This is a genomic window from Streptomyces sp. NPDC041068 (assembly GCF_040647455.1).
Taxonomy (GTDB): domain Bacteria; phylum Actinomycetota; class Actinomycetes; order Streptomycetales; family Streptomycetaceae; genus Streptomyces.
Genome location: NZ_JBEZCG010000005.1, coordinates 490,023 through 511,469 on the forward strand (window position 1 = coordinate 490,023; position 21,447 = coordinate 511,469).

At 72.4% G+C, this 21,447-nt stretch carries 17 protein-coding genes and 2 pseudogenes; 10 read left to right on the forward strand and 9 right to left on the reverse strand.

What is annotated here, in order from left to right; all coding sequences use genetic code 11:
• Window positions 1-68: 68 nt before the first annotated feature.
• The 4 genes from cseB to AB0B50_RS14690 form a co-directional block, all read right to left on the reverse strand.
• Entirely contained in the window at window positions 69-782 is a 714-nt protein-coding gene (gene cseB, locus AB0B50_RS14675) for a two-component system response regulator CseB (RefSeq protein WP_362330322.1), read from the reverse strand.
• A gap of 73 nt (window positions 783-855) precedes the next feature.
• Window positions 856-1,458, reverse strand: a complete 603-nt coding sequence (locus AB0B50_RS14680; RefSeq protein WP_362330325.1) for a hypothetical protein — start codon at window positions 1,456-1,458, stop codon at window positions 856-858.
• A gap of 29 nt (window positions 1,459-1,487) precedes the next feature.
• Window positions 1,488-2,027 carry a SigE family RNA polymerase sigma factor gene (locus AB0B50_RS14685; protein WP_362330328.1) on the reverse strand — a complete coding sequence of 180 codons (540 nt, stop codon included), beginning with the start codon at window positions 2,025-2,027 and terminating at the stop codon, window positions 1,488-1,490.
• A 241-nt stretch (window positions 2,028-2,268) separates the two neighbouring features.
• On the reverse strand, window positions 2,269-3,204 hold the full coding sequence (locus AB0B50_RS14690) for an A/G-specific adenine glycosylase (protein ID WP_362330331.1): 936 nt from the start codon (window positions 3,202-3,204) through the stop codon (window positions 2,269-2,271).
• Window positions 3,205-3,342: 138 nt separating this feature from the next.
• Between AB0B50_RS14690 and AB0B50_RS14695 the strand changes: the two genes are divergently transcribed.
• Window positions 3,343-5,055 (forward strand): histidine kinase, encoded by a 1,713-nt coding sequence (locus AB0B50_RS14695; protein WP_362330334.1) that lies wholly within the window; start codon window positions 3,343-3,345, stop codon window positions 5,053-5,055.
• Window positions 5,052-5,670 (forward strand): annotated as a pseudogene (locus tag AB0B50_RS14700) (response regulator transcription factor). Before AB0B50_RS14695 ends, AB0B50_RS14700 begins: the two are co-directional and overlap by 4 nt.
• Before the next feature lie 285 nt (window positions 5,671-5,955).
• On the opposite strand, the pseudogene AB0B50_RS14705 reads toward AB0B50_RS14700, so the two are convergent.
• Window positions 5,956-6,558 (reverse strand): annotated as a pseudogene (locus tag AB0B50_RS14705) (phosphatase PAP2 family protein); the annotation flags it as partial.
• 173 nt (window positions 6,559-6,731) lie between these two features.
• On the opposite strand from AB0B50_RS14705, the gene AB0B50_RS14710 reads away from it, so the two are divergent.
• On the forward strand, window positions 6,732-7,541 hold the full coding sequence (locus tag AB0B50_RS14710; RefSeq protein ID WP_362330337.1) for a hypothetical protein: 810 nt from the start codon (window positions 6,732-6,734) through the stop codon (window positions 7,539-7,541).
• 65 nt (window positions 7,542-7,606) lie between these two features.
• On the opposite strand, the gene disA is transcribed toward AB0B50_RS14710, so the two are convergent.
• Window positions 7,607-8,731, reverse strand: a complete 1,125-nt coding sequence (gene disA, locus AB0B50_RS14715; protein WP_362330340.1) for a DNA integrity scanning diadenylate cyclase DisA — start codon at window positions 8,729-8,731, stop codon at window positions 7,607-7,609.
• Window positions 8,732-8,832: 101 nt separating this feature from the next.
• Window positions 8,833-10,242: a DNA repair protein RadA gene (radA, locus tag AB0B50_RS14720; RefSeq protein ID WP_362330343.1), complete on the reverse strand. Its 1,410-nt coding sequence runs from the start codon at window positions 10,240-10,242 to the stop codon at window positions 8,833-8,835.
• Window positions 10,243-10,449: 207 nt separating this feature from the next.
• Between radA and AB0B50_RS14725 the strand changes: the two genes are divergently transcribed.
• On the forward strand, window positions 10,450-12,234 hold the full coding sequence (locus AB0B50_RS14725; RefSeq protein ID WP_362330346.1) for a hypothetical protein: 1,785 nt from the start codon (window positions 10,450-10,452) through the stop codon (window positions 12,232-12,234).
• 108 nt (window positions 12,235-12,342) lie between these two features.
• Here the strand turns inward: AB0B50_RS14725 and AB0B50_RS14730 are convergent, their stop codons facing one another.
• Window positions 12,343-13,203: a hypothetical protein gene (locus AB0B50_RS14730; protein ID WP_362330348.1), complete on the reverse strand. Its 861-nt coding sequence runs from the start codon at window positions 13,201-13,203 to the stop codon at window positions 12,343-12,345.
• 71 nt (window positions 13,204-13,274) lie between these two features.
• Here AB0B50_RS14730 and AB0B50_RS14735 point away from each other — a divergent pair, with 71 nt between their 5' ends.
• The 5 genes from AB0B50_RS14735 to AB0B50_RS14755 all read left to right on the forward strand — a co-directional run bounded on the left by AB0B50_RS14735 (window position 13,275) and on the right by AB0B50_RS14755 (window position 18,335).
• Window positions 13,275-14,207 (forward strand): Ppx/GppA phosphatase family protein, encoded by a 933-nt coding sequence (locus AB0B50_RS14735; RefSeq protein WP_362330351.1) that lies wholly within the window; start codon window positions 13,275-13,277, stop codon window positions 14,205-14,207.
• 100 nt (window positions 14,208-14,307) lie between these two features.
• Window positions 14,308-15,132: a sugar phosphate isomerase/epimerase gene (locus AB0B50_RS14740; protein WP_362330354.1), complete on the forward strand. Its 825-nt coding sequence runs from the start codon at window positions 14,308-14,310 to the stop codon at window positions 15,130-15,132.
• Window positions 15,133-15,148: 16 nt separating this feature from the next.
• Complete coding sequence (locus AB0B50_RS14745; protein WP_362330357.1) at window positions 15,149-15,781, forward strand: TetR family transcriptional regulator; 633 nt, start codon at window positions 15,149-15,151, stop codon at window positions 15,779-15,781.
• A 242-nt stretch (window positions 15,782-16,023) separates the two neighbouring features.
• Window positions 16,024-17,877, forward strand: coding sequence for a dihydroxy-acid dehydratase (gene ilvD, locus AB0B50_RS14750; protein WP_362330360.1), 1,854 nt, complete (start codon window positions 16,024-16,026; stop codon window positions 17,875-17,877).
• Window positions 17,878-18,089: 212 nt separating this feature from the next.
• Window positions 18,090-18,335: an SH3 domain-containing protein gene (locus tag AB0B50_RS14755; protein WP_362330446.1), complete on the forward strand. Its 246-nt coding sequence runs from the start codon at window positions 18,090-18,092 to the stop codon at window positions 18,333-18,335.
• 41 nt (window positions 18,336-18,376) lie between these two features.
• Here AB0B50_RS14755 and AB0B50_RS14760 read toward each other — a convergent pair whose 3' ends face one another.
• Entirely contained in the window at window positions 18,377-20,662 is a 2,286-nt protein-coding gene (locus AB0B50_RS14760) for a protein kinase (RefSeq protein ID WP_362330363.1), read from the reverse strand.
• Between the two features lie 314 nt (window positions 20,663-20,976).
• Between AB0B50_RS14760 and AB0B50_RS14765 the strand changes: the two genes are divergently transcribed.
• Window positions 20,977-21,417 carry an EamA/RhaT family transporter gene (locus AB0B50_RS14765; RefSeq protein ID WP_362330449.1) on the forward strand — a complete coding sequence of 147 codons (441 nt, stop codon included), beginning with the start codon at window positions 20,977-20,979 and terminating at the stop codon, window positions 21,415-21,417.
• Window positions 21,418-21,447 lie beyond the last annotated feature (30 nt).

The following is a 21,447-nucleotide window of genomic DNA, read 5'->3' on the forward strand; positions in this document are numbered from 1 at the left end:
GCCGTCCCCCGAATCCGCTTCCCCTGGATCGCCGCCGTCGCGGCCCGTCGTTCGTCACGTGTGTCCCGTCACGCCTTGAGCTTGTAACCGAAACCGCGGACCGTCTCGATGCGGTCCTGACCCACCTTCGTGCGCAGCCGCTGCACATGGACGTCGACGACGCGGGTGTCACCGCCCCAGCCGTAGTCCCACACGCGCTCCAGGAGCTTGTCGCGGGAGAGGACCGTGCCGGGCGCGGACGAGAACTCCAGGAGCAGACGCATCTCGGTCGGCGTCAGCGCCACCGGGGCGCCGCCCCTGCGGACCTCCATGCCGACCGTGTCGATCTCCAGGTCGCCGAAGTTCAGCACGCCGCCGTCCGCCGAGGAGCTCTCCTCCGCGCCGGAGGCCGCCGAGCCGTGCCCGCCCGCGTGCCCGAAGCGGCGCAGGACCGCGCGGATGCGGGCGACCAGGACGGCGCCGTCGAACGGCTTGGTCACGTAGTCGTCGGCGCCGGCCTCCAGGCCGAGCACGACGTCGATGGAGTCGGCGCGTGCCGACAGCATGATCACCGGAACGGTGGATTCCTCGCGGATGCGGCGGCACAGCGAGACGCCGTCCATGCCCGGCACCATCACGTCGAGCAGCGCGATGTCCGGCTGGTTCGTACGGAAGGCCTCCAGGCCCGCGAGGCCGTCGGGCATGGCGGTCACCGCGAAGCCGTCGCGCTCAAGGGCGAGCTGGGTGGCCTCGCGGATGACGTCGTCGTCCTCGACGAACAGGACGTGGGTCTGCTCTGCCATCGGGTGCTCTCAGTCCTTCTCGGTGCGTGCGTCTGCGTCGTGTACGTCGTCTACGTCGTGTACTGCCGCGCCGTCAGTCCGCCGACGGCGCGGTCGGCTTTCCGCCCACCGAGTTGCTGAAGTCGCTGCGAGTGCGTTCCGTCTCGGTGAAGCGGTTGGACGACCAGTGGTACGTGATCACTTCCTCGCCTGAGGGGTAGGCCACCGAGTCGCCCGTCTCGTACATCTGCTTCGTCACGACCAGGTCGCCCCGGTCGATCTCCGCGTACACGGAAGCGGGCTCCTCGGCACTGAAGACATTCTCGTACTTATCGCCCTCGGCGCGATACACGTAGCTGCCGATGCCCACGGCGTCGGCACAGGACTGGACGTTCACCACGACGTCGGCGCTCTGGCCTCCGGTCAGGTTCCCGTAGGTCACGTCGACCGGGTAGGAGTCACCGGTGCACGGCTTCAGGTCCCGCTTGATGTCCGGGCTGACCTTCGGGTCGTTCTTGACGAGCCGCACCGCGTCGATCTTCTTCGTCGGCAGCGAGGCCGAGGGCGACGTGGACGGCGACGCGGACACCACGGGCTCGCTGCGGGCCGGGCCCTCGTCGCGCGCGCCGGAGCCGCCCGTCGAGCAGGAGGAGAGCAAAAGGCCGAGGGCGGCGACCGCGACCACCGTCGCGCTCACCGCCTTGACGCTTTTTCTGACCCGGGGGCCTAGGCCGCGCAACTCTCCCGCTCCTCACGTTCGAGCGCGCGGGCATCCAGGTCGCGGCTCTCCAGCTCCTGGCGGAGCCGGGCCAGTGCCCGGTGCAGCGTGCTCTTGACCGTTCCGGCCGACATACCGAGGGCGGCGGCCGTCTCCTCTGTGGACATCTGCTCCCAGTGTCGCAGCACGACGACGCTGCGCTGCTTGGGTGCGAGGACCTTCATGACATCCATCAGCAGCGCGCGGTCCGCGTGCTGCTCCGTGGAGTCTTCCACGCTCGCGTCGGGCAGCTGCTCGGTGGGCACCTCTTCGAGCTTGCGGGCCCGCCACCACTCCGTACGCGTGTTGATCATGACGCGGCGCAGGTAGGCGTCCGCGAGCCGCTTGTCGGCTATGCCGTCCCAGCGGCCGTACGTCCGCACGAGCGCGGTCTGCAGCAGGTCCTGTGCGTCCACGGGGTCCGGGACCAGGCGCCGGGCACTGCGCAGCAGGGCATCCTGCCGAGTGCGGACGTACTCTTCGAACTCGAGCACCTCGCCGTGCGCCATACCAAACCGCCTCCGTTCCGTCCCCATTAGCGACCGCCGTTCCCTGCCTGTGCGGTACAGGTAAGAAGCTACGGAGGCGTTGTCACGAGGTTGTGCGGAGCAGCCAGCGGCGGACGCACGGCTGTACGTCGGTTGTGTAACAGAAGTAGGTCTCGCGTAAATACCTGCGTTTACCAGGGCCCCTGGCGCCACTGCCGTCAGGTCGAAGGCGGCGGACGGTCCTGACAGGCGTCGTCGACCGTCAGGTCAGGGGCAATCGGTAGAAACCGTCAGCAAGCGGCTCCACGAGACCGTCCGAGACGAGGCCGTCCAGCGCGCGGGCCCGCTGCACCGGCTCGTCCCACACCCGGTCGAGCACGGCCTGCGGCACCGGCGCCACGGCCTCGCGCAGCACGGCGAGCAGTTTGCCCCGCACCTGGCGGTCCGTCCCCGCGTACGTCTGGCCGCGGCGGGCCGGGCCCTCGTGCGCGGGCTTGCCGGCCGCGCGCCAGGCGCACTGCGCGGCGATCGGGCACTTCGCGCAGTTCTCGTTCTTGGCGGTGCAGACCAGGGCGCCCAGCTCCATGGAGGCGGCGGCCCAGCGGGACGCGGTGCGCTCGTCCTCGGGCAGCAGGGCACGGGCGAGCTTGCGCTCGGCGGCGGTCGTCGCGTTCGGCGGGTACTGCACACCGGCCACGGCCCGCGCGAAGACCCGGCGCACGTTCGTGTCGAGCACGGCGTGCCGCTGCCCGTACGCGAAGGAGGCCACGGCGGCCGCGGTGTACTCCCCGATGCCGGGCAGCGCGAGCAGCTGCGCGTGCTGCGTGGGCACGTCGCCGCCGTGCCGCTCCGTTATGGCGACGGCCGCGCCGTGCAGCCGCAGGGCGCGGCGAGGATAGCCGAGCCGCCCCCAGGCGCGGACGGCCTCGCCCGGCGCCTCCTTGGCGAGGTCGGCGGGGCGGGGCCAGCGGGCGAGCCACTGCTCGTACACGGGCAGGACGCGGCTGACCGGCGTCTGCTGGAGCATGAACTCGCTGACCATCACGCCCCACGGCCCGGCGTCCTCATGACGCCACGGCAGATCACGGGCGTGCGCGTCGAACCACGCGATGACGGGGGTGTGCAGCTCCTCCCCGGCGGGCTCGGGGGCGTCCCCCTGGGCGGGGCTGTTCGGCATGGGCTTCGTGGGCGCAGTCATGGCACCTCCGATCCTGCCACGGGGGCGGCGGGCCACGGGCCAACCGCGCGGCTCGCCTCGACGGTTTCCCGGGGCGCGCCCTCAGGACCTGACGATCGGCAGGGGTGGTGAAAGGCGTCGGCAAGTAGCGTCGGGGGCGTGGAAAGACGTACGGGGGACCTGCTGCTGTGGGGGGCGCTCGCGGTGCCCGTCCTGACGGTGGACCGGATGGGCCTGAACGAGCCCAGCTCCGCGGTGCGGCAGGCCGTCGCCCTGGCCGTCCTCGCCGCCGCGGTCGCCGTCCGGCGGTCCCGTCCCCTTCTCGCATTCCTCTTCGCCGCCGCCCTCGGCCTCGTCACCGCCTCCTCCCTCTTCACGCTGTCGTACGGCCCCGCCTTCGCCGTCCTCGCGCTGCTCCTCGGGCGCAGGGCGGTCCGTGCCCGGCCCGCCCTTCTCGCCTTCGGGGGCATCGCCGTCGTCGGCACCGTCAAGATCGCCGTGCGGGACGTCGACCCGGTCGTCGAGTGGCTCGTCCTCATGGGGACGCTCGTGTTCGGCGCGGTCTTCCCGTGGCTCGCGGGCCGCTACTGGCGCCAGGGCCGCGAGCTGGCAGCCGCCGGCTGGGCCAGGGCCGACCAGCTGGAGCGCGAGCAGCGCATCGTCGCCGACCGCGCCCGGCTGCGCGAACGGGCCCGCATCGCCCAGGACATGCACGACTCCCTGGGCCACGAGCTGAGCCTGATCGCCGTCCGCGCGGGCGCACTCCAGGTCGCCCCCGACCTGTCGCAGCCGCACCGCGAGGCCGCCGCCGACCTCCGCGCGGCCGCCTCGCAGGCCACCGACCGGCTGCACGCGATCATCGGTCTGCTCCGTGACGAGGGCGACGAACAGGCCCCGCTCGCCCCGGCCGGCGAGAGCGTGGCGGCCCTCGTCGCGCGCGCCGTGGAGTCGGGTCTCGACATCACGTACGTGGATGAAGAGGGGGAGGGGAGCGGCACCGAGAAGAAGCAGAGCGGTGTCGAGGAGGAGCAGAGCGGGGTCGAGCAGAAGCAGAGCGGTGTCGAGGAGGAGCGGAGCGGTACTCCACAAGCGGCGGGTGACCCGGCGGGCGGCGGGTTGACCGGCCGCACCGTCCACCGCGTCGTCCAGGAGGCGCTGACCAACGCCGCCAAGCACGCGCCGGGCGCCCATGTCGCCGTCACGGTGGCCCGCGACGGCGCCACGACGACGGTCACCGTCACCAACGGCCGCCCCCGCGAAGACGGTTCACGTCGGGGCGCGCCGCCCGCGTCCGGCGGCGGCTCCGGGCTGCGCGGCCTGCGCACCCGCGTCACGGACCTGGGCGGCACCCTGGACGCGGGCCCCCACGGCCACGGCTTCCGGGTCACCGCGCGCCTTCCGGACGAGGCGGCCGCCCCCGCGCCGCCGCACCCCGGCTCCGGCATCGCGTACGCGCGACGCCGCACCGTCCTGGCCTTCGGCGCCGCCGTCGCCACGGGCGTGCTGCTCGTCGGCGGGACCTTCGCCTGGTACGCGTACTCGCGCACGCACTCCGTCCTCGACCCCGCCGACTACGCACGCCTGCGCGTCGGGGAGCCGCGCGCCGAGGCCGAGCGCGTGCTGCCGGAGAGGACCGTCGCCGACCCGCCGCTGGAGCGGGCGCCGACCCCGCCGCCCGCGGACGCGGAGTGCGCGTACTACCGGGCGAGCGGTGAACTCTTCACCGCCGTCGCGCACTTCAGGGTCTGCTTCGGCACGGAAGGCGGCGCGGCGGACCGTCTCGTGGACAAGGCCGTCATCCCGACGGCGAGCGAGGCCGACGACATCGACGCGGAAAAGAAGACGAAGACGAAGGAGCGGGAGAGGGAATGAGCGCGGCGGACGAGGTGCGGGACGGCGGGGCGCACCGCGCCATCCGGGTCCTGCTGGCCGACGACGAGGCCATGATCCGGGCCGGGGTGCGGGCCATCCTCGGCGCGGGCCAGGACATCGAGGTCGTCGCGGAGGCCGCCGACGGACGCGAGGCGGTGGACCTCGCACAGGCCCACCGCCCCGACGTGGCGCTGCTCGACATCCGCATGCCGCGCCTGGACGGTCTCGCCGCGGGCGAGGAGATCGTCCGTACGGTGCCCGGCACCGCGGTCGCGATGCTGACGACGTTCTCCGAGGACGAGTACGTCGCCCGCGCCCTCGGCGGCGGCGCCACCGGCTTCCTGCTGAAGTCCGGCGATCCGCACGAACTCATCGCGGGCGTACGGGCGGTGGCGGGCGGCGCCGCGTTCCTCTCGCCCAAGGTGGCCCGGCACGTCATCGACGGCTTCGGCGCCCGGCGCGGGCCTGTCCAACCCGGAGATCGCGGCCCGGCTGCATCTCGTGGAGGGCACGGTCAAGGCGTATGTGAGCGCGGTCCTGGACCGGCTGGGCGTCAGGAACCGCGTCCAGGCGGCGATCGTCGCCTACGAAGCGGGGCTCGTCCCGGAGGCGTAGTCGCCGTCGGAACGAGCCCCGTGGCTCGGATGCGGGCCGCTCGGCTCAGTGCTGCTGCGAGTCGTGGCGGCGGAACGTCATCGTCGGCTGGTCGTAGGCGGCCGGGTCGTACGGCGCCTGGTGCTGTCCCTGGTGCTGTTCGGGGTGCTGTCCCTGGTGCTGCCCCTGGTGCTGTTCGGGGTACTGGGCCTGGTGCTGCTCCGGGTACTGCGCCTGGTGCTGTCCCGGGTACTGCGCCTGGTTCCGCAGCGGGGCCTGCGCGGGAAGCGCGACGGGAGACTGGGCGGGGCCGGGTCCCGCGAACCACCGCACGATCCCTGTGTTCGACCCGCGCATCGCCTGCCCGATCCGCGCCACCGGACGCGTGGAGACCCGTACGACGACGAACGCGACGACCGCGCCGAAGATCAGACCCACGGCCACGTCGTGCGGGTAGTGCACACCGACGAAGACCCGCGAGAAGGCCATGAGCACGGCCATCGGCACCGTCAGCGCCGCGATCCGCGGCCAGGCGAGCGCGAGGCCGATGGCCGCGGCGCCCGCGATCGTCGAGTGGTTGCTCGGGAAGGACCAGTCGCCGTGCGGCGGGCACTCGACGAGTGGTGTCAGCGCGCCGGACACCGCCCGGCAGGGGCGCTCCTCCTCGATCACTGACTTGAACAACTCGCTGCACACATAAGCCACCGCGGTGGCCAGCGGAGCGAGGACCGCGATCGCCAGGGAACGCGGTTCCCCGCTCCTCGACCGCCACCAGGCGACGATGAAGAGCACGCCGAAGAGCAGCAGCCCGAGTTCCGTCCACACCTCCGCGAGGTGCTGGAACCACGATGGCGTGTCGTGGGCGAAGCCGGTGATGTCGCGGTAGAGATCGTCGGTCATGGTGTCCATGATTACGGACGGTACGGAGTGCGGCCGAATCGTCACATCTGGCGATCGACCCGTCACACCCCTGTCGATGGACAGGGGGCGGGAGGGGCCTCCGAGATGATGATCCGCAAACTTTGTCGCCCAAGGCGGCGGGTGGGGCAGGAGAAGCAGCGGATCTCTCGTAAGGTTTGGGCGTGGGATCTCTGCGCAATCCGGTCGGGCCGCTTCCCTCCACCATCTACTGGCGTCGGAGGGCCGTTCTGCTGTCCGTGCTCGGACTGCTGGTGCTGCTCGTCGTCTGGGTCGTCACCTCCGGTGGCGGAGGCGAGAAGAACGGCGCCGACGGCCCCGGCGGCAACGGCCCCGCCACGTCCATCACTCCGGGCCCCTCCGGATCCGGGCCCGCGATCAGTGAACACCCGGGCGGTCGGGACGAGTCGAGCGAGGGCTCCGATTCCGGTTCCGGCTCGGGCGGCTCCGAGGGATCGGGCTCGGGCGGCTCCGGTGGTTCCGGCGGCTCGGAGGGGTCCGGCGGCGGTTCCGACGACGGCGCCAAGGGCGGCGGCGGCTCGGGCGACCGGCTCCCGGTCGGCACGAAGCTGCCCGACTGCACCAGCGGCGACGTGAAGTTGAAGGTGCGCAGCGTCCAGAACGAGTACGGGATCGACGAGAAGCCGAAGTTCGAGCTGATCGCCGAGAACAGCGGCGGCAAGGCCTGCAAGGTCGATCTCGGCGGCAAGGGAACGGTGCTGACGATCACTCAGGCCGAGGGCGACAAGGAGTTCTGGTCCTCGGCCGACTGCCCGTCAGGAAGCGGGAGCCTGCTGCTGCGGGTGCCGGCGGAGGGGCGCGTCACGCACGCCGTGCAGTGGGACCGCAGGGCCAGCGCCCCGCAGTGCGCCACGCCTTCGGCGGGATCGGCGGCTCCGGGTACGTATTTGGTCGAGGCGAAGGCCTCCGGCCTGGGGACCGCGCGGGCTTCGTTCGTGCTGGAGAAGGACTGACTCGTCTCTTGCCTGCGGGCGCGTTGTGGCTGGTCGCGCAGTTCCCCGCGCCCCTTACGGGGCGCTCAGACGTACCGTTCCAAGATTGACGACTCGGCCAGGCGCGAAAGGCCCTCGCGGACGCTTCGCGCACGCGCCTCGCCGACTCCGTCCACCGTCTGGAGGTCGTCCACGCTGGCAGCCAACAGCTTCTGCAGGCCGCCGAAGTGCTCGACCAGGCGGTCGATGATCGCTCCGGGGAGGCGCGGGACCTTGGCCAGGAGGCGGAAGCCCCGCGGGGACACCGCGGAGTCCAGGGCCTCCGGAGAGCCGGTGTAGCCCAAGGCGCGGGCCACGATGGGGAGTTCGAGGAGCTCCGCGTGGCTGAGGGAGTCCAGCTCCGCGAGTGCCTCGTCGACCGTGCGGGAGCGCTTGGCGGTGGGCTCGGGGACATAGTCCCTGACGACCAGTTCGCGCTCGGGCTCGACGCCCGCGATCAACTCGTCCAGCTGGAGGGCGAGAAGACGGCCGTCCGTGCCGAGCTCCACCACGTACTCGGCGATCTCGGTGGCGATGCGGCGCACCATCTCCAGGCGCTGCGCGACCGCCGTGACGTCCCGGACCGTCACCAAGTCCTCGATCTCCAGGGCGGAGAGCGTGCCCGCGACCTCGTCGAGGCGGAGCTTGTACCGCTCCAGCGTCGCGAGGGCCTGGTTGGCGCGGGAGAGGATCGCCGCCGAGTCCTCCAGGACACGGCGCTGCCCGTCCACGTACAGCGCGATCAGGCGCATGGACTGGGAGACGGAGACGACCGGGAAGCCGACCTGCTTGGAGACGCGGTCCGCCGTGCGGTGGCGGGTGCCCGTCTCCTCCGTGGGGATCGTCGGGTCCGGCACCAGTTGCACGCCGGCGCGCAGGATCTTGGTGATGTCCTTGTCGAGGACGATGCCGCCGTCGAGCTTGCACAGCTCGCGCAGGCGCGTCGCCGTGAACTCCACGTCCAGGTTGAAGCCGCCCGTGCACATCGACTCGACGGTCTTGTCGAAGCCGAGGACGATCAGTCCGCCGGTGTTGCCGCGGAGGATGCGCTCCAGGCCGTCGCGGAGTGCCGTGCCGGGTGCGACGGCGCTCAGGGAGGCGCGCATCAGCCCATCGGCACCGGAGCTCGAACCGGGCTTGCCGGGAACCGCTGCCCGGTCGTTGGCTGCCACTGCACTCCCTCGGTCGCAGGTTGTCCGGGCCTCTGCCGCACGCTTGCTCCGTACGGAGCGCACGCCCTGCTTCGTACGGATGGGCGAGACCAGGGCAAAGTCTACCGGCGCTCTTCCTCCTCCCGTGGGGCCTCTCGGCGACGGGACCTCGGAAGGACACGCAGGGCGTCCCCCATGTCGGCGACTTCGATGACCTTCATACCGGCGGGGATCTTCCCCGGGTCGACGGGGACGAGGGCGTGGGTGAAGCCCAGACGGTGCGCCTCCGCGAGCCTGCGCTGGACGCCGGTGACCCGTCTGACCTCGCCCGCCAGGCCCACTTCCCCTATCGCCACGAGATTCTTGGGGAGCGGGGTGTCGCTCGCGGCACTCGCGAGCGCGAGGGCGACGGCCAGGTCGGCCGCGGGCTCGGAGAGCTTCACGCCGCCGACCGTCGCGCTGTAGATGTCCCGCTTGCCGAGGGCGGTGATCCGGCCGCGCTGCTCCAGGACGGCCAGCATCATCGAGACGCGGGAGGTCTCCAGGCCGGATGTGGTGCGGCGGGGGGAGGGGATCTGCGAGTCGACGGTGAGCGCCTGGACTTCGGCGACCAGCGGGCGGCGGCCCTCCAGGGTGACGGTCAGGCAGGTGCCGGGGACGGGCTCCGCGCGGCGGGTGAGGAAGAGGCCGCTGGGGTCGGCGAGGCCGGTGATGCCCTCGTCGTGCAGCTCGAAGCAGCCGACCTCGTCCGTCGTGCCGTAACGGTTCTTGACGCCTCGTACGAGACGCAGGCGCGCGTGGCGGTCGCCCTCGAACTGCAGGACCACGTCGACGAGATGCTCCAGGAGGCGGGGGCCCGCGATGGCGCCGTCCTTGGTGACGTGGCCGACCAGGAGCGTGGACATGCCGCGCTCCTTGGAGGCGCGGATCAGGGCGCCTGCGACCTCGCGGACCTGCGCCATGCCGCCCGGCGCCCCGTCGATCTCGGGGGACGCCACCGTCTGCACCGAGTCGAGGATCAGGAGCGAGGGCTTGACCGCGTCCAAGTGGCCGAGGACCGCGGCGAGATCGGTCTCGGCGGCGAGGAACAGGTGGTCGTCGATGGCGCCGATGCGGTCGGCGCGCAGGCGGACCTGGCTCGCCGACTCCTCGCCCGTCACATAGAGCGTGCGGTGCTCGTCGCTCGCCGCCTTCGCCGCGACGTCCAGGAGCAGCGTGGACTTGCCGACGCCCGGCTCGCCCGCGAGCAGCACCACGGCTCCGGGGACCAGGCCGCCACCGAGCACGCGGTCCAGCTCGGGCACGCCGGTGGAGCGCGCGGTGGCCTGGCGGCCGTCGACCTGTCCGATCGGCACGGCGGAGGAGGTGACGCGGCCGGGGGCGGTGGTGCGGACTGCGGGCGCGCCGTACTCCTCGACGGTGCCCCAGGCCTGGCACTCGGGGCAGCGGCCGAGCCACTTGGCCGTCTGCCAGCCGCACTCGGTGCAGCGGTAGGACGGCCGGTCCTTGGCGGATTTCGTACGGGCAGCCATGGTCGAAACCGTAGCCGAGCCCACTGACAACGCGGTCCGCGGCGGCTCGGCCCGCCCCTGCCGGCTTCCTTCTGTTCGCCGCGCGTAGGAGCCAAGGCCACGGAATGGAGGGTTCCTGTCCCCTTTTGAGGGATCTGTTCACCCGTAAGGATTAAATGTGCGCAAGACGGAGGAAGGGGCCTGCATCATCGGCCTACCTTCGCACGGGTGATGAGCAGCAGGCCGGAAACCTCCACGAACGCAACCGGCGCACACCGGGCGCACCGTAACGCGCGCAAGCGCGTGGTGCCCCGCCCGGCGCCCCGGACGACGACGCCCGCGCGCTACGAACCGTGTCTGGACGGCCTGTTCACGTACTGCCTGTCCGTCCTCTGCGATCACGACACGGCGACCGCGGCCCTGGGGGACGTGCTCCACCTCGCCGAGCGCCGGGGTTCGCGCGGCCCCGAGGCCGAGGCCGATCTCAGGGCCTGGCTCTACGCCCTCGCCCGCTGGGTCTGTCTGCGCCGTCTCGCCGAGGCCAAGCGCAACCGCCAGGGCGCGCACGCGCACGCCCCCTCGCGCGGCGCGAAAGCCGAAGCCCGCGCCCCCAAAGGGCCCCGCGCTTCCAAAGGCCCCGAATCCGCGGCCCCCTCGGAGGAGACCGAGCGCCTGCGCCGCCGCGAACTCGCCCAGCTGGCCTGGCCGGAGGCCGCGGGGACGACCCCCGAGCAGCGCGAGGCGCTCGAACTGGCCGTGCGCCACCAGCTCACCCCCGCCGAGGTCGCCGCCGTCCTCGGCATGGACCTCGCCAAGGCCCGCGGCCTGCTCGCCTCCGCCGCCTGCGAGGTGGAGCGCACCCGCGCCGCGCTCGCCGTGGTGGAGACCGGCAACTGCCCCGTCGTCGCCCGCCTCACCGGCGACAACCAACTGCTGCTCGGCACGGCCCTGCGCCGCGAACTGGTCCGCCACGTCGACGACTGCCCGCGCTGCCGCCGCACCGCCGAGCGCTCCGGGGCGAGCGCCTGGCCCGGCACCGCCGTGAGCCCGGCCGCCCTCCCCGTGGTCGAGGCCCCGCGCGCCGCGATCCACGTGGCGATGGCGCACGTCCCCCGCGCGCGGGGCGGCAATCCCCGCTTCGACCGGCGCGGTTTCCCGATGGACCCCAAGGACCACGCCGCCCGCCGCGACCGCCTGCGCGCGCGTGCCGTCACGACGACCGTCGTCGCCACCGTCGTGGCCGCCCCGGTGCTCGCCCTGTGGGCCGCGTACCGAGGAGCTCCGCTCACCGGCGAGGGCCACGACGGGAGTTCGGTCACCGCGAGCGAAGGGGACGGCCCCGACGGCCTCGGCAGCGACCGCGCCAGGGACAGCTACGAGAACGCGGGCAACGCCCGCACCGGCCCCGAGCGCCGCTTCACCGCGGGCAGCCGCTCGTCCGACGTCTCCGTGGAGGTCATCAGCGGCGGCGGCCCCCCGTCCCGCTCGTCCACGGGCCCCGGCCGCCTCACCGTCGACGCCCAGCCCAGTGGCGACACGACCCTCATCACGCTCACGGCGTCCGGCGGTGCACCGGTGCACTGGTCGGCGAGCGAGAGCGCGCCCTGGCTCTACCTGAGCCGTTCGTCGGGGACGCTCGCGCCGGGGGAGTCCGTCACCCTTCAGGTGTACGTCGACCACAACCGCGAGCCGTACGGCCACTGGCGCGCGCGGGTCTCCATCGCGCCGTCCGGCGCGGTCATCTCGATCGACGGTTATGGGGACGGGCGCCCGCCGACGACGCCGGGGCCCCGGCCCACGCCGCGGCCGAGTGATCCCGGGCCTTCGGACCCCGGTCCTTCCGACCCGGGACCCGACCCGAAGCCAACCGATCCGGGTCCGTCGGACCCGGGACCTTCCGACCCCGACCCGACGCCGGACCCCACGGATCCGGCGCCGACCCCGTCGGATCCGGCGCCTTCGGACTCGACGCCACCGCCGAGTGAAGGCAGTGGCGGACCGAGCCCGAGTTGAATGCCCCGACATCCGGTTCTTCGTCTGCGGGCTCGATGTGGCTTGTCGCGCCCACGCGGCGGAGCCGCACATGTCACAGCCCCGCGCCCCTTACGGGGCCGGATCCGCCTACGGGGCCGGATCCGCCGGATGCGGTGCAAGCAAGGGCAGTTGGGACGCCAGGCGCTCCTCGCACAGCTCCACCAGGCGGTCGTACCCGTCCTTGCCCATCAGCTCGATCAGCTCGGGGCGGTAGGACACGTACACCGGGTCCCCCGCGCCGTGCGCCGACGTCGCCGACGTGCACCACCAGTGCAGGTCGTGGCCGCCGGGACCCCAGCCCCGCCGGTCGTACTCACCGATGGACACCTGCAGGATGCGGGTGTCGTCGGGCCGGTCGATCCACTCGTACGTCCGCCGCACCGGCAGCTGCCAGCACACGTCGGGCTTCGTCTCCAGCGGCTCGCGGCCCTCCTTGAGCGCCAGGATGTGCAGCGAGCAGCCGGCGCCGCCCGCGAAACCGGGGCGGTTCTGGAAGATGCACGAGCCGTTGTAGGGACGGGTCTGGCGATCGCCGTCCTCGTCCGTGGCGATCCACCCCGTCTCCCGGCCCACGTCGTGGTGCTGCCAGATGTCGGGCGTGAGCCGCTCCACGTATCCGGCGACCCGCTTCTCGTCGTCCTCGTCCGAGAAGTGGGCACCAAGAGTGCAGCAGCCGTCGTCGGCACGGCCCGCCTGGATGCCCTGGCAGCCGCTTCCGAAGATGCAGTTCCAGCGAGAGGTCAGCCATGTCAGATCGCAGCGGAAGACCTGCTCGTCGTCCGCGGGATCAGGGAACTCCACCCAGGCACGGGCGAAGTCCAGGCCCTTCTCGTCCGACACCGGTTTCCCGGCCTTCCCCTGCTTCTTCGGCTTCTCCGACTTGGGCGGCTTCGTCGACGACTTCCCCGACTTCGTTTTGTCGGTCTTCGCCTTTTTCGTCTTTGGCACGTCTCCAGGGTATGCGTGCGGTGGACCGCCCGAGGCCAGACGATCTCCCCACGCGGCGTAGCGTTCCGTATATGAGACTCGGTGTCCTCGACGTGGGGTCGAACACGGTGCATCTGCTCGTGGTCGACGCCCACCCCGGCGCGCGCCCGCTGCCCGCCCACTCGCACAAGGCCGACCTTCGCCTGGCCCAACTCCTCGACCCCGCAGGGGCGATCGGCCCCGAGGGCGTCGACCGTCTGGTGTCGATCGTGCGCGAGGCCATGCAGGCCGCCGAGGACAAGGGCGTCGAGGAAGTGCTTCCGTTCGCCACCTCGGCGGTGCGCGAGGCGAGCAACGCCGACGAGGTCCTCGCCCGGGTCAAGCACGAGACCGGCGTCGACCTGCAGGTCCTCTCCGGCGAGGAGGAGGCGAGGCTGACCTTCCTGGCCGTCCGGCGCTGGTTCGGCTGGTCCGCGGGCAAGCTGCTCGTCCTCGACATCGGCGGCGGCTCGCTGGAGATCGCGTACGGAATCGACGAGGAGCCGGACGCCGCGGTCAGCCTGCCGCTCGGCGCCGGACGCCTGACCGCGGGCTGGCTGCCCGCCGATCCGCCCGACCCCTCCGACGTGAAGGCCCTGCGGCGGCACGTGCGCGCCCAGATCGCCCGCACCGTCGGGGAGTTCGCCCGCTTCGGCGCCCCCGACCACGTCGTGGCGACGTCGAAGACGTTCAAGCAGCTCGCCCGCCTCGCCGGGGCGGCCCGCTCGGCCGAGGGTCTCTACGTACAACGCGAGCTCAAGCGGAAGTCCCTGGAGGACTGGGTGCCGCAGCTCGCCGCGATGACCACGCGGGAGCGCTCGGAGCTGCCCGGCGTCTCCGAGGGGCGGGCCGCGCAACTGCTCGCGGGGGCGCTCGTCGCGGAGGGCGCGATGGACCTCTTCGGGGTCGAGACGCTGGAGATCTGTCCATGGGCGCTGCGGGAGGGCGTGATCCTGCGCAGGCTCGACCACCTGCCGGCGTCGTGAGGCTCCTGGGCGGGCCGGGCGGGGCGGCCGTGGAGCTCCTGAGCAGGCCGTCATGAGGCCACCTGCCCGGCGCCCGGACGGGGCCCGTACGCTGTCCTTCGTGGCAGAACCAGTGGTGCGCGTCCCGGATGCGAAGGTCGCCCTGTCGACGGCCTCCGTCTATCCGGAGTCGACGGCGACGGCCTTCGAGATCGCCGCGCGCCTCGGCTACGACGGCGTCGAGGTCATGGTCTGGACCGACCCGGTCAGCCAGGACATCGAGGCCCTGCGCAGGCTGAGCGACTACCACCAGATCCCGATCCTCGCCGTGCACGCGCCCTGCCTGCTCATCACGCAGCGCGTCTGGTCCACGGACCCCTGGGTCAAGCTGCAGCGCGCCAAGGCCGCCGCCGAGAAGCTGGACGCCTCGACCGTCGTCGTGCACCCGCCCTTCCGCTGGCAGCGGCAGTACGCGCGCGACTTCGTCGAAGGAATCTGGCGGATGGCCGACGAGACGGACGTGCGGTTCGCCGTCGAGAACATGTACCCCTGGCGCTACCGCGACCGCGAGATGCTCGCGTACGCCCCCGACTGGGACGTCACCAAGGACGATTACCGCCACTTCACCGTCGACCTCTCGCACACCGCGACCGCCCGCACGGACGCGATGGACATGGTCGACCGCATGGGCGACCGCCTCGGCCACGTCCACCTCGCCGACGGCAAGGGCTCGGCCAAGGACGAGCACCTGGTCCCCGGCCGCGGCACGCAGCCGTGCGCCGAGCTCCTGGAGCGCCTGGCGACCACCGGCTTCGACGGGCACGTCGTCATCGAGGTCAACACGCGGCGCGCGATGTCCAGCGCCGAACGCGAGGCCGACCTCGCGGAGGCGCTCGCCTTCACGCGGCTGCACCTGGCGTCGGCGGTGCGGGTGCCCCGCTCATGAACGAGGCGTCCCGCTCATGACCCCGGGCGCGCCGTCGGGAGCCACCGCCCCGCGCCGCCGGGGACGCCCTTCTCGTACGCAGTCGGAGACCGGACCCGCGACGCGCGACCGGATCCTGCAGGCGGCCCGCGAGGAGTTCTCCGAACGGGGATACGAGAAGACGTCCGTGCGCGGCATCGCCAAGGCCGCAGGCGTGGACTCCGCCCTCGTGCACCACTACTTCGGCACCAAGGAGCAGGTCTTCGAGGCGGCCGTCACGGTCGCCTTCGCGCCCGCGCTCCAGGCGCCCGCGGCGGTCGAGGAGGGCCCGCTCGACGGCGTCGGCGAGCGCCTGACCCGGTTCATCCTCGGCGTCTGGGAGAACCCCGCGACGCGCGCCCCGCTGCTCGCCATCGTGCGCTCCGCCGTGAACAACGAAACCGCCGCTTCGGTCTTCCGCCGTCTCATCGCCGCCCAGCTCCTGGGCCGGATCGCGCGCCGTCTGGAGCTGCCGGACGCGGAGCTGCGGGCCGAGCTCGCCGCCGCGCAGCTGGTGGGGATCGCCATGCTGCGATACGTGATCAAGGTCGAGCCGCTGGCGTCGGCGGACCTGGAGCGGATCGTGGCGCGGGTGGCTCCGGTGGTGCAGGGGCATCTGACCGGGGCGTGAGCGGGCCCTGCGACGTGAGCGGGCCCTGCGACGTGAGCGGGCCCTGCGACATGAGTGGGCTCTGCGACGTGAGCGGAGCTCTGTGGCGTGAGCGCAGCCCCGCGGCGGGTCGGTCGCTCAGCGAGACTGCCGTCCCGGCATCCGGACGGCCTGTCCAGATCGTGGAGCGGCGGCGTACGCTCGGCACCGAGTCATATCTGCCTCGAAGGTCCCGACCGGGACCCCTGAAGGAGCGAGCGACGATGCCCGAGCTGAGGTCCCGTACCGTCACCCACGGCCGCAACATGGCGGGCGCCCGCGCCCTTATGCGTGCCTCCGGTGTACCCGGGGCCGACATCGGGCGGAAGCCGATCATCGCCGTCGCCAACTCCTTCACGGAGTTCGTGCCGGGCCACACCCACCTCGCCCCCGTCGGCCGCATCGTCTCCGAGGCGATCAGCGAGGCCGGCGGCATCCCGCGCGAGTTCAACACGATCGCCGTGGACGACGGCATCGCGATGGGCCACGGCGGCATGCTGTACTCCCTGCCCTCGCGCGACCTGATCGCCGACTCGGTCGAGTACATGGTCGAGGCCCACTGCGCCGACGCCCTGATCTGCATCTCCAACTGCGACAAGATCACCCCCGGCATGCTGATGGCGGCCCTGCGCCTCAACATCCCGACGGTCTTCGTCTCCGGCGGCCCGATGGAGGCAGGCAAGGCCACGCTCGTCGACGGCACGGTCCGCAAGCTCGACCTGGTCAACGCGATCAGCGACGCCGTGAACGAGAACATCTCGGACGAGGACATCCTCCGTATCGAGGAGAACGCCTGCCCGACCTGCGGCTCCTGTTCCGGCATGTTCACCGCCAACTCGATGAACTGCCTGACCGAGGCCATCGGCCTCTCCCTGCCGGGCAACGGCTCGGTGCTCGCCACGCACACCGCCCGCAGGGCGCTGTACGAGAAGGCGGGGCAGACGGTCGTCGACATCACCAGGCGGTACTACGACGGCGACGACGCCTCGGTACTGCCGCGCAGCATCGCCACGCACGCCGCGTTCGAGAACGCCATGGCGCTCGACATCGCCATGGGCGGCTCGACGAACACGATCCTGCACCTGCTCGCCGCTGCCCGCGAGGCCGAGGTCGGGTACGACCTGACCGACATCGACGCCGTCTCGCGCCGCGTCCCGTGCCTGGCCAAGGTCGCCCCGAACGCCGCGCCCACCACGACGTACTACATGGAGGACGTGCACCGCGCCGGCGGCATCCCCGCGCTCCTCGGCGAGCTGTACCGCGGCGGGCTGCTGAACGAGGACGTGCACACCGTCCACTCGCCCTCCATCAAGGAGTGGCTGGACACCTGGGACATCCGCTCCGGCTCCGCGTCCGCCGAGGCCCTTGAGCTGTGGCACGCGGCGCCCGGCTGCAAGCGCTCCGCCGAGGCCTTCTCGCAGTCCGAGCGCTGGGACACCCTCGACACGGACGCCGCCAACGGCTGCATCCGCGACGTCGCCCACGCCTACTCCAAGGACGGCGGTCTGGGCGTCCTCAAGGGCAACATCGCGGTGGACGGCTGCGTCGTGAAGACCGCGGGCGTCGACGAGTCGATCTGGACCTTCGAGGGCCCCGCGGTCGTCTGCGACTCGCAGGAAGAGGCCGTCGAGAAGATCCTCAACAAGGTCGTGAAGGCGGGCAACGTGGTCGTCATCCGCTACGAAGGCCCCAAGGGCGGTCCGGGCATGCAGGAGATGCTCTACCCGACCTCCTTCCTGAAGGGCCGCGGCCTCGGCAAGACCTGCGCCCTGGTCACCGACGGCCGCTTCTCCGGCGGCACCTCCGGCCTCTCGATCGGCCACGCCTCGCCCGAGGCGGCGTCCGGCGGCACGATCGCGCTGGTCGAGGACGGCGACCGGATCCGCATCGACATCCCGAACCGCTCGATCGAACTCCTCGTGTCCGACGAGGAACTGGCCGGCCGCCGCGAGTCCCTCGGTGGCGTGTACGCCCCCAAGGAGCGCGAGCGGAAGGTCTCCGCGGCCCTGCGCGCGTACGCCGCGATGGCGACGAGCGCGGACAAGGGCGCGGTCCGGGACGTGTCGAAGCTGGGCTGAACTCCGGAAGGTTCAGCCGGGCCGAACCCCGGAAGGTCCGGCCGGGCCGAACCCGGAAGGTTCACGGGAACCTTTGTGCGGCGCGGGCGCGTCCTTGGTGTGAGGAACATGCCAAGGGCGGCCCGCGCCGCCCGTTACGGGGGGAGAGCACGGTGAGCGAGAACGTCATAGCGGCCGAGGAAGCGGCAGAGGCGACAGGGGCCGTCGGGGCCATGGCCGCCAAGACCTACGCGATCGTCGCGGACGTCAACGTCCGCTCGGGCCCCGGCACGTCGTACGGCAAGGTCGGCCGCCTGCGCGCGGGCACCCGGGTCACCATCGCCTGCCAGAAGCCGGGCGAGACGGTCACGGGCCCGACGGGCACATCGAAGCTGTGGGACCGCATCGGCAGCGGCCGGTACGTCTCGGACACGTACGTCCGCACGGGCAGCGACGGGTACGTGGCGCCGCGCTGCTGACGCGTCCGACCATGTGGCCGCCGCGGTCCGGCTCGGCTCCGTCAGCCGGACTTCGGCGGCTTCGTCGCGTCGAAGGCGAACACGGTGTTCTTGGCGGCCGTCACGACCACCATGCGCCCCACGACGGCCACCCGGGCGCTGGCGTTCGTCTCGCCCGCGAGGCCGTCGGCCCGCGGGTTCGTCGTCCACAGCGGCTTGCCCCCGCGCGAGGAGAGCGCGACGACCCGGCCGCTGGCCGAGCTGAAGTACAGAGCGCCGTCGCCGTCCCCGGCAACCGGCCCGGAGGCGCCCTCGACGCCCGTCTGCCGGGACCACTTCTTCCGTCCCGTCGCAGGGTCGAAGGCCGTGACGAGCCCGGTCTGCCCGCTCACGAAGACGGTGCCGTCCGCCATCCCCGGCGTCCCCGCGTACGTCTTCGGCAGCCGGGAGTGCGTGACCTCGTGCGAGTCCCGGTCCACCCGCATCACCCCGTCGTAGCCGACCGTCGCGAGGCTCTGCTCGTTCCGGTGCAGGAGTACGAGGCTGTCGCCGGCGGTGCCGACCGGCTGGGCGGGGCCCTTGAGAGCGATGGCCTTGCCGAGGCTCCCGGAGGCGAGGTCGACCACGTGCAGGGTGGGGTGGCGCACCGAGCTCGCCGACACCTCGGCGTTCGGCGCGCACATCGCGTACAGCCGGGGGCCGGAGGGGACCGGGGAGCACTGCGTGCCCGCGGGGAACGGCTGCCGCCAGAGCACCTTGCCGCTGTGCGCCTGGCGTCCCTCGAAGCGGGTGTTCGACGCGTCGACCGTCACGACGGTGGAGTTCACGACGACGGCGTCCTGCGTCTGCCCGGTCACGGCCGTCGACTGGGCGCCGGACGGCACCGACCACAGTTCCTTGCCCTTGTCCGCGTCGATCGCGACGACTTCGGTGGCCGGGTCGCCCGGCGCGTCCTCGGCCGCGAAGCGGTAGCCGAGCACCGTGTCGTCGGTCGCGCCCACCAGGTGCATGCCCTGGACCGGGACGCCGGGGCTGTTCTCCGTCCAGACGCGGGAGCCGTCGGAGGCACGCAGCCTGGCCGCGACGACCCCGCCGCCCCCGCAGTAGAGCGCGTCGCCGCGGGACAGACAGCGCAGCTCGTCCGGGATGTCCTCGCGGCCGCCGAGCACCGACTTCTTCCACGGCTCGAATCCGTGGGGCAGCGGCGCGCCGGTCGCCGCGACGTTGTCGCCCTTGTCGCCCTTGTCGCCGGAACCGCCGTCGGACGAGCCGGTGTTCATCAGCGCGACTCCGCCCGCGATCGCGACCACGGCGGCCACGGCCGCGAGCACCGGACGCCGACGGCGGCGCAGATGACGGCTCATGAAGGTGCCGGTGTCGTGCTCGGCGAGCTCGGGTGAGGGCGAAGGCGAGGGTGAGGCGCTCTGTGCGTTCGGTGCGCTCTGTGCGTTCGGTGCCGGGGTGTCGTCCGCCGACAGATGGTGCTGTGTGTCCGTCTCGCGCGTGCTGCGCGCCGGCACGGCCGGGCCCGCGCCGCCCAGGTCGGACGGCAGGTCCCGCAGTCGTACGAGGAGCTCGTCCGCCGTGGGCCTGTCCTCGGGGTCCTTCGAGAGACACGGCTCGACCACCCGGCGCAGGGCGTCCGGGACCGAGCCCAACGACGGCGCCTCGTGCACCACTTGATACGCCGTCATGTACGGGCTGTCCGCGTCGAAGGGGCCCTGCCCCGTCGCCGCGTACACCAGCAGGGTGGCCAGCGAGAAGACGTCGGAGCGCGGCCCGACCCCGCGCGGCGTCTGCAGCTGCTCCGGCGACATGAACGGCGGCGTGCCGATCACCCGCCCCGTCATCGTCAGCGTCTGTTGGTCCGCGGCCCGCGAGATGCCGAAGTCGATGACCCGCGGGCCCTCGGGGGAGAGGACCACGTTCGACGGCTTGAGGTCCCGGTGCACGACGCCCGCGCGGTGGATGTCGCGCAGCGCCTCCGTGAGACCGATGGCCAGCGTGCGCAGCTCGGCGCCGTCGATCGGGCCCTGCTTGGCGATGCGCTGCGCCAGCGTGTGGCCCTCGATGAACGCCGTGGCCATCCAGGGGTGCTCGGCCTCCGGGTCGGCGTCGATCACGGCCGCGGTGAAGGCGCCGCTGACCCGCCGGGCCGCGGCCACCTCCTGCCGGAAGCGGATCCGGAACTCCTCGTCGTCCGCGAACTGCTGGTGGATCAGCTTGATCGCGACGGGGCGGCCCGACGCCGTACGCGCGAGGAAGACCGTGCCCATGCCGCCCGAACCGAGGCGTGCCTCCAGCGGATAGCCGCCGATCTCCTCCGGGTCTCCTCCGCGGAGCGACATCCGCACCAACCTCCCCCGTGTTCTCCGGTTGCGCATCAGTGCCCCGGTTACGCCTTGCGTCACCCAAACTAGCGGCCGGGCGGTGCGGCCTGGCAAGGCGGGGGACGAATAGGGCGTGCCCCGGCCCCGGGGACGGCGGCCCGTCCACCCCGGCAGGCGATAATCAAACGGTGAGCGAAGAATCCGGCACCCCAGGCCCCACCGGTTCCGCAGGCCCCACGGGCACCGAAGCCACCGCGGGCCCCACCGGCACCGAAGCAGCCACCAGTCCCACCAGCCCCACCGGCGCCGCCCCCGGCCCGCAGCCCGAGCCCATCCGCTTCTTCGGGACGACCTGGGTCGCCCACGACGGCGGGTACGGCGCGCGCCGTGCCGGAGTCGCCGCGGGCTCGCTGCTCGCGGCGGCCGCGGGCTGCTTCGTGCTCCGCTTCGCCTACGAGGGCCTGGCCATCGCGGACGTCGGTAAGTTCGTGAACCTCCTCGTCGTCGTGATGTTCGCGATCTGCAGCGCCCTCGCCTTCCGCCGCACCTGGGAGGGGTTCACCCGCCGCCACGACCCGGCGTCGCAGGCCTCGATGCGCGGCCTGATGACGATCGGCTTCATCGGCAGCCTCCTCGCCTACTTCTTCCGCTGTCTGACGGAGGCCCCGGGCGAGGAACTGCACCGCAAGGAGTACGAGACGGCGCGCGAGCAGTACGCGAAGCGCACGGCACGCCGCACGGGCAACCCGTCCAAGAAGAAGCGCAAGCGCTGAAGCGGGCTGTCACCGCCATGGGCTGTCACC

What these genes read in the sequence shown, in the direction of transcription:
- cseB (WP_362330322.1), bottom strand. Translation starts at nt 782, where the DNA reads ATGGCAGAGCAGACCCACGTCCTGTTCGTCGAGGACGACGACGTCATC.
- AB0B50_RS14685 (WP_362330328.1), bottom strand. Translation starts at nt 2,027, where the DNA reads ATGGCGCACGGCGAGGTGCTCGAGTTCGAAGAGTACGTCCGCACTCGG.
- AB0B50_RS14690 (WP_362330331.1), bottom strand. Translation starts at nt 3,204, where the DNA reads ATGACTGCGCCCACGAAGCCCATGCCGAACAGCCCCGCCCAGGGGGAC.
- radA (WP_362330343.1), bottom strand. Translation starts at nt 10,242, where the DNA reads ATGGCTGCCCGTACGAAATCCGCCAAGGACCGGCCGTCCTACCGCTGC.
- AB0B50_RS14735 (WP_362330351.1), top strand. Translation starts at nt 13,275, where the DNA reads ATGAGACTCGGTGTCCTCGACGTGGGGTCGAACACGGTGCATCTGCTC.
- AB0B50_RS14745 (WP_362330357.1), top strand. Translation starts at nt 15,149, where the DNA reads ATGACCCCGGGCGCGCCGTCGGGAGCCACCGCCCCGCGCCGCCGGGGA.
- ilvD (WP_362330360.1), top strand. Translation starts at nt 16,024, where the DNA reads ATGCCCGAGCTGAGGTCCCGTACCGTCACCCACGGCCGCAACATGGCG.
- AB0B50_RS14755 (WP_362330446.1), top strand. Translation starts at nt 18,090, where the DNA reads ATGGCCGCCAAGACCTACGCGATCGTCGCGGACGTCAACGTCCGCTCG.
- AB0B50_RS14760 (WP_362330363.1), bottom strand. Translation starts at nt 20,662, where the DNA reads ATGTCGCTCCGCGGAGGAGACCCGGAGGAGATCGGCGGCTATCCGCTG.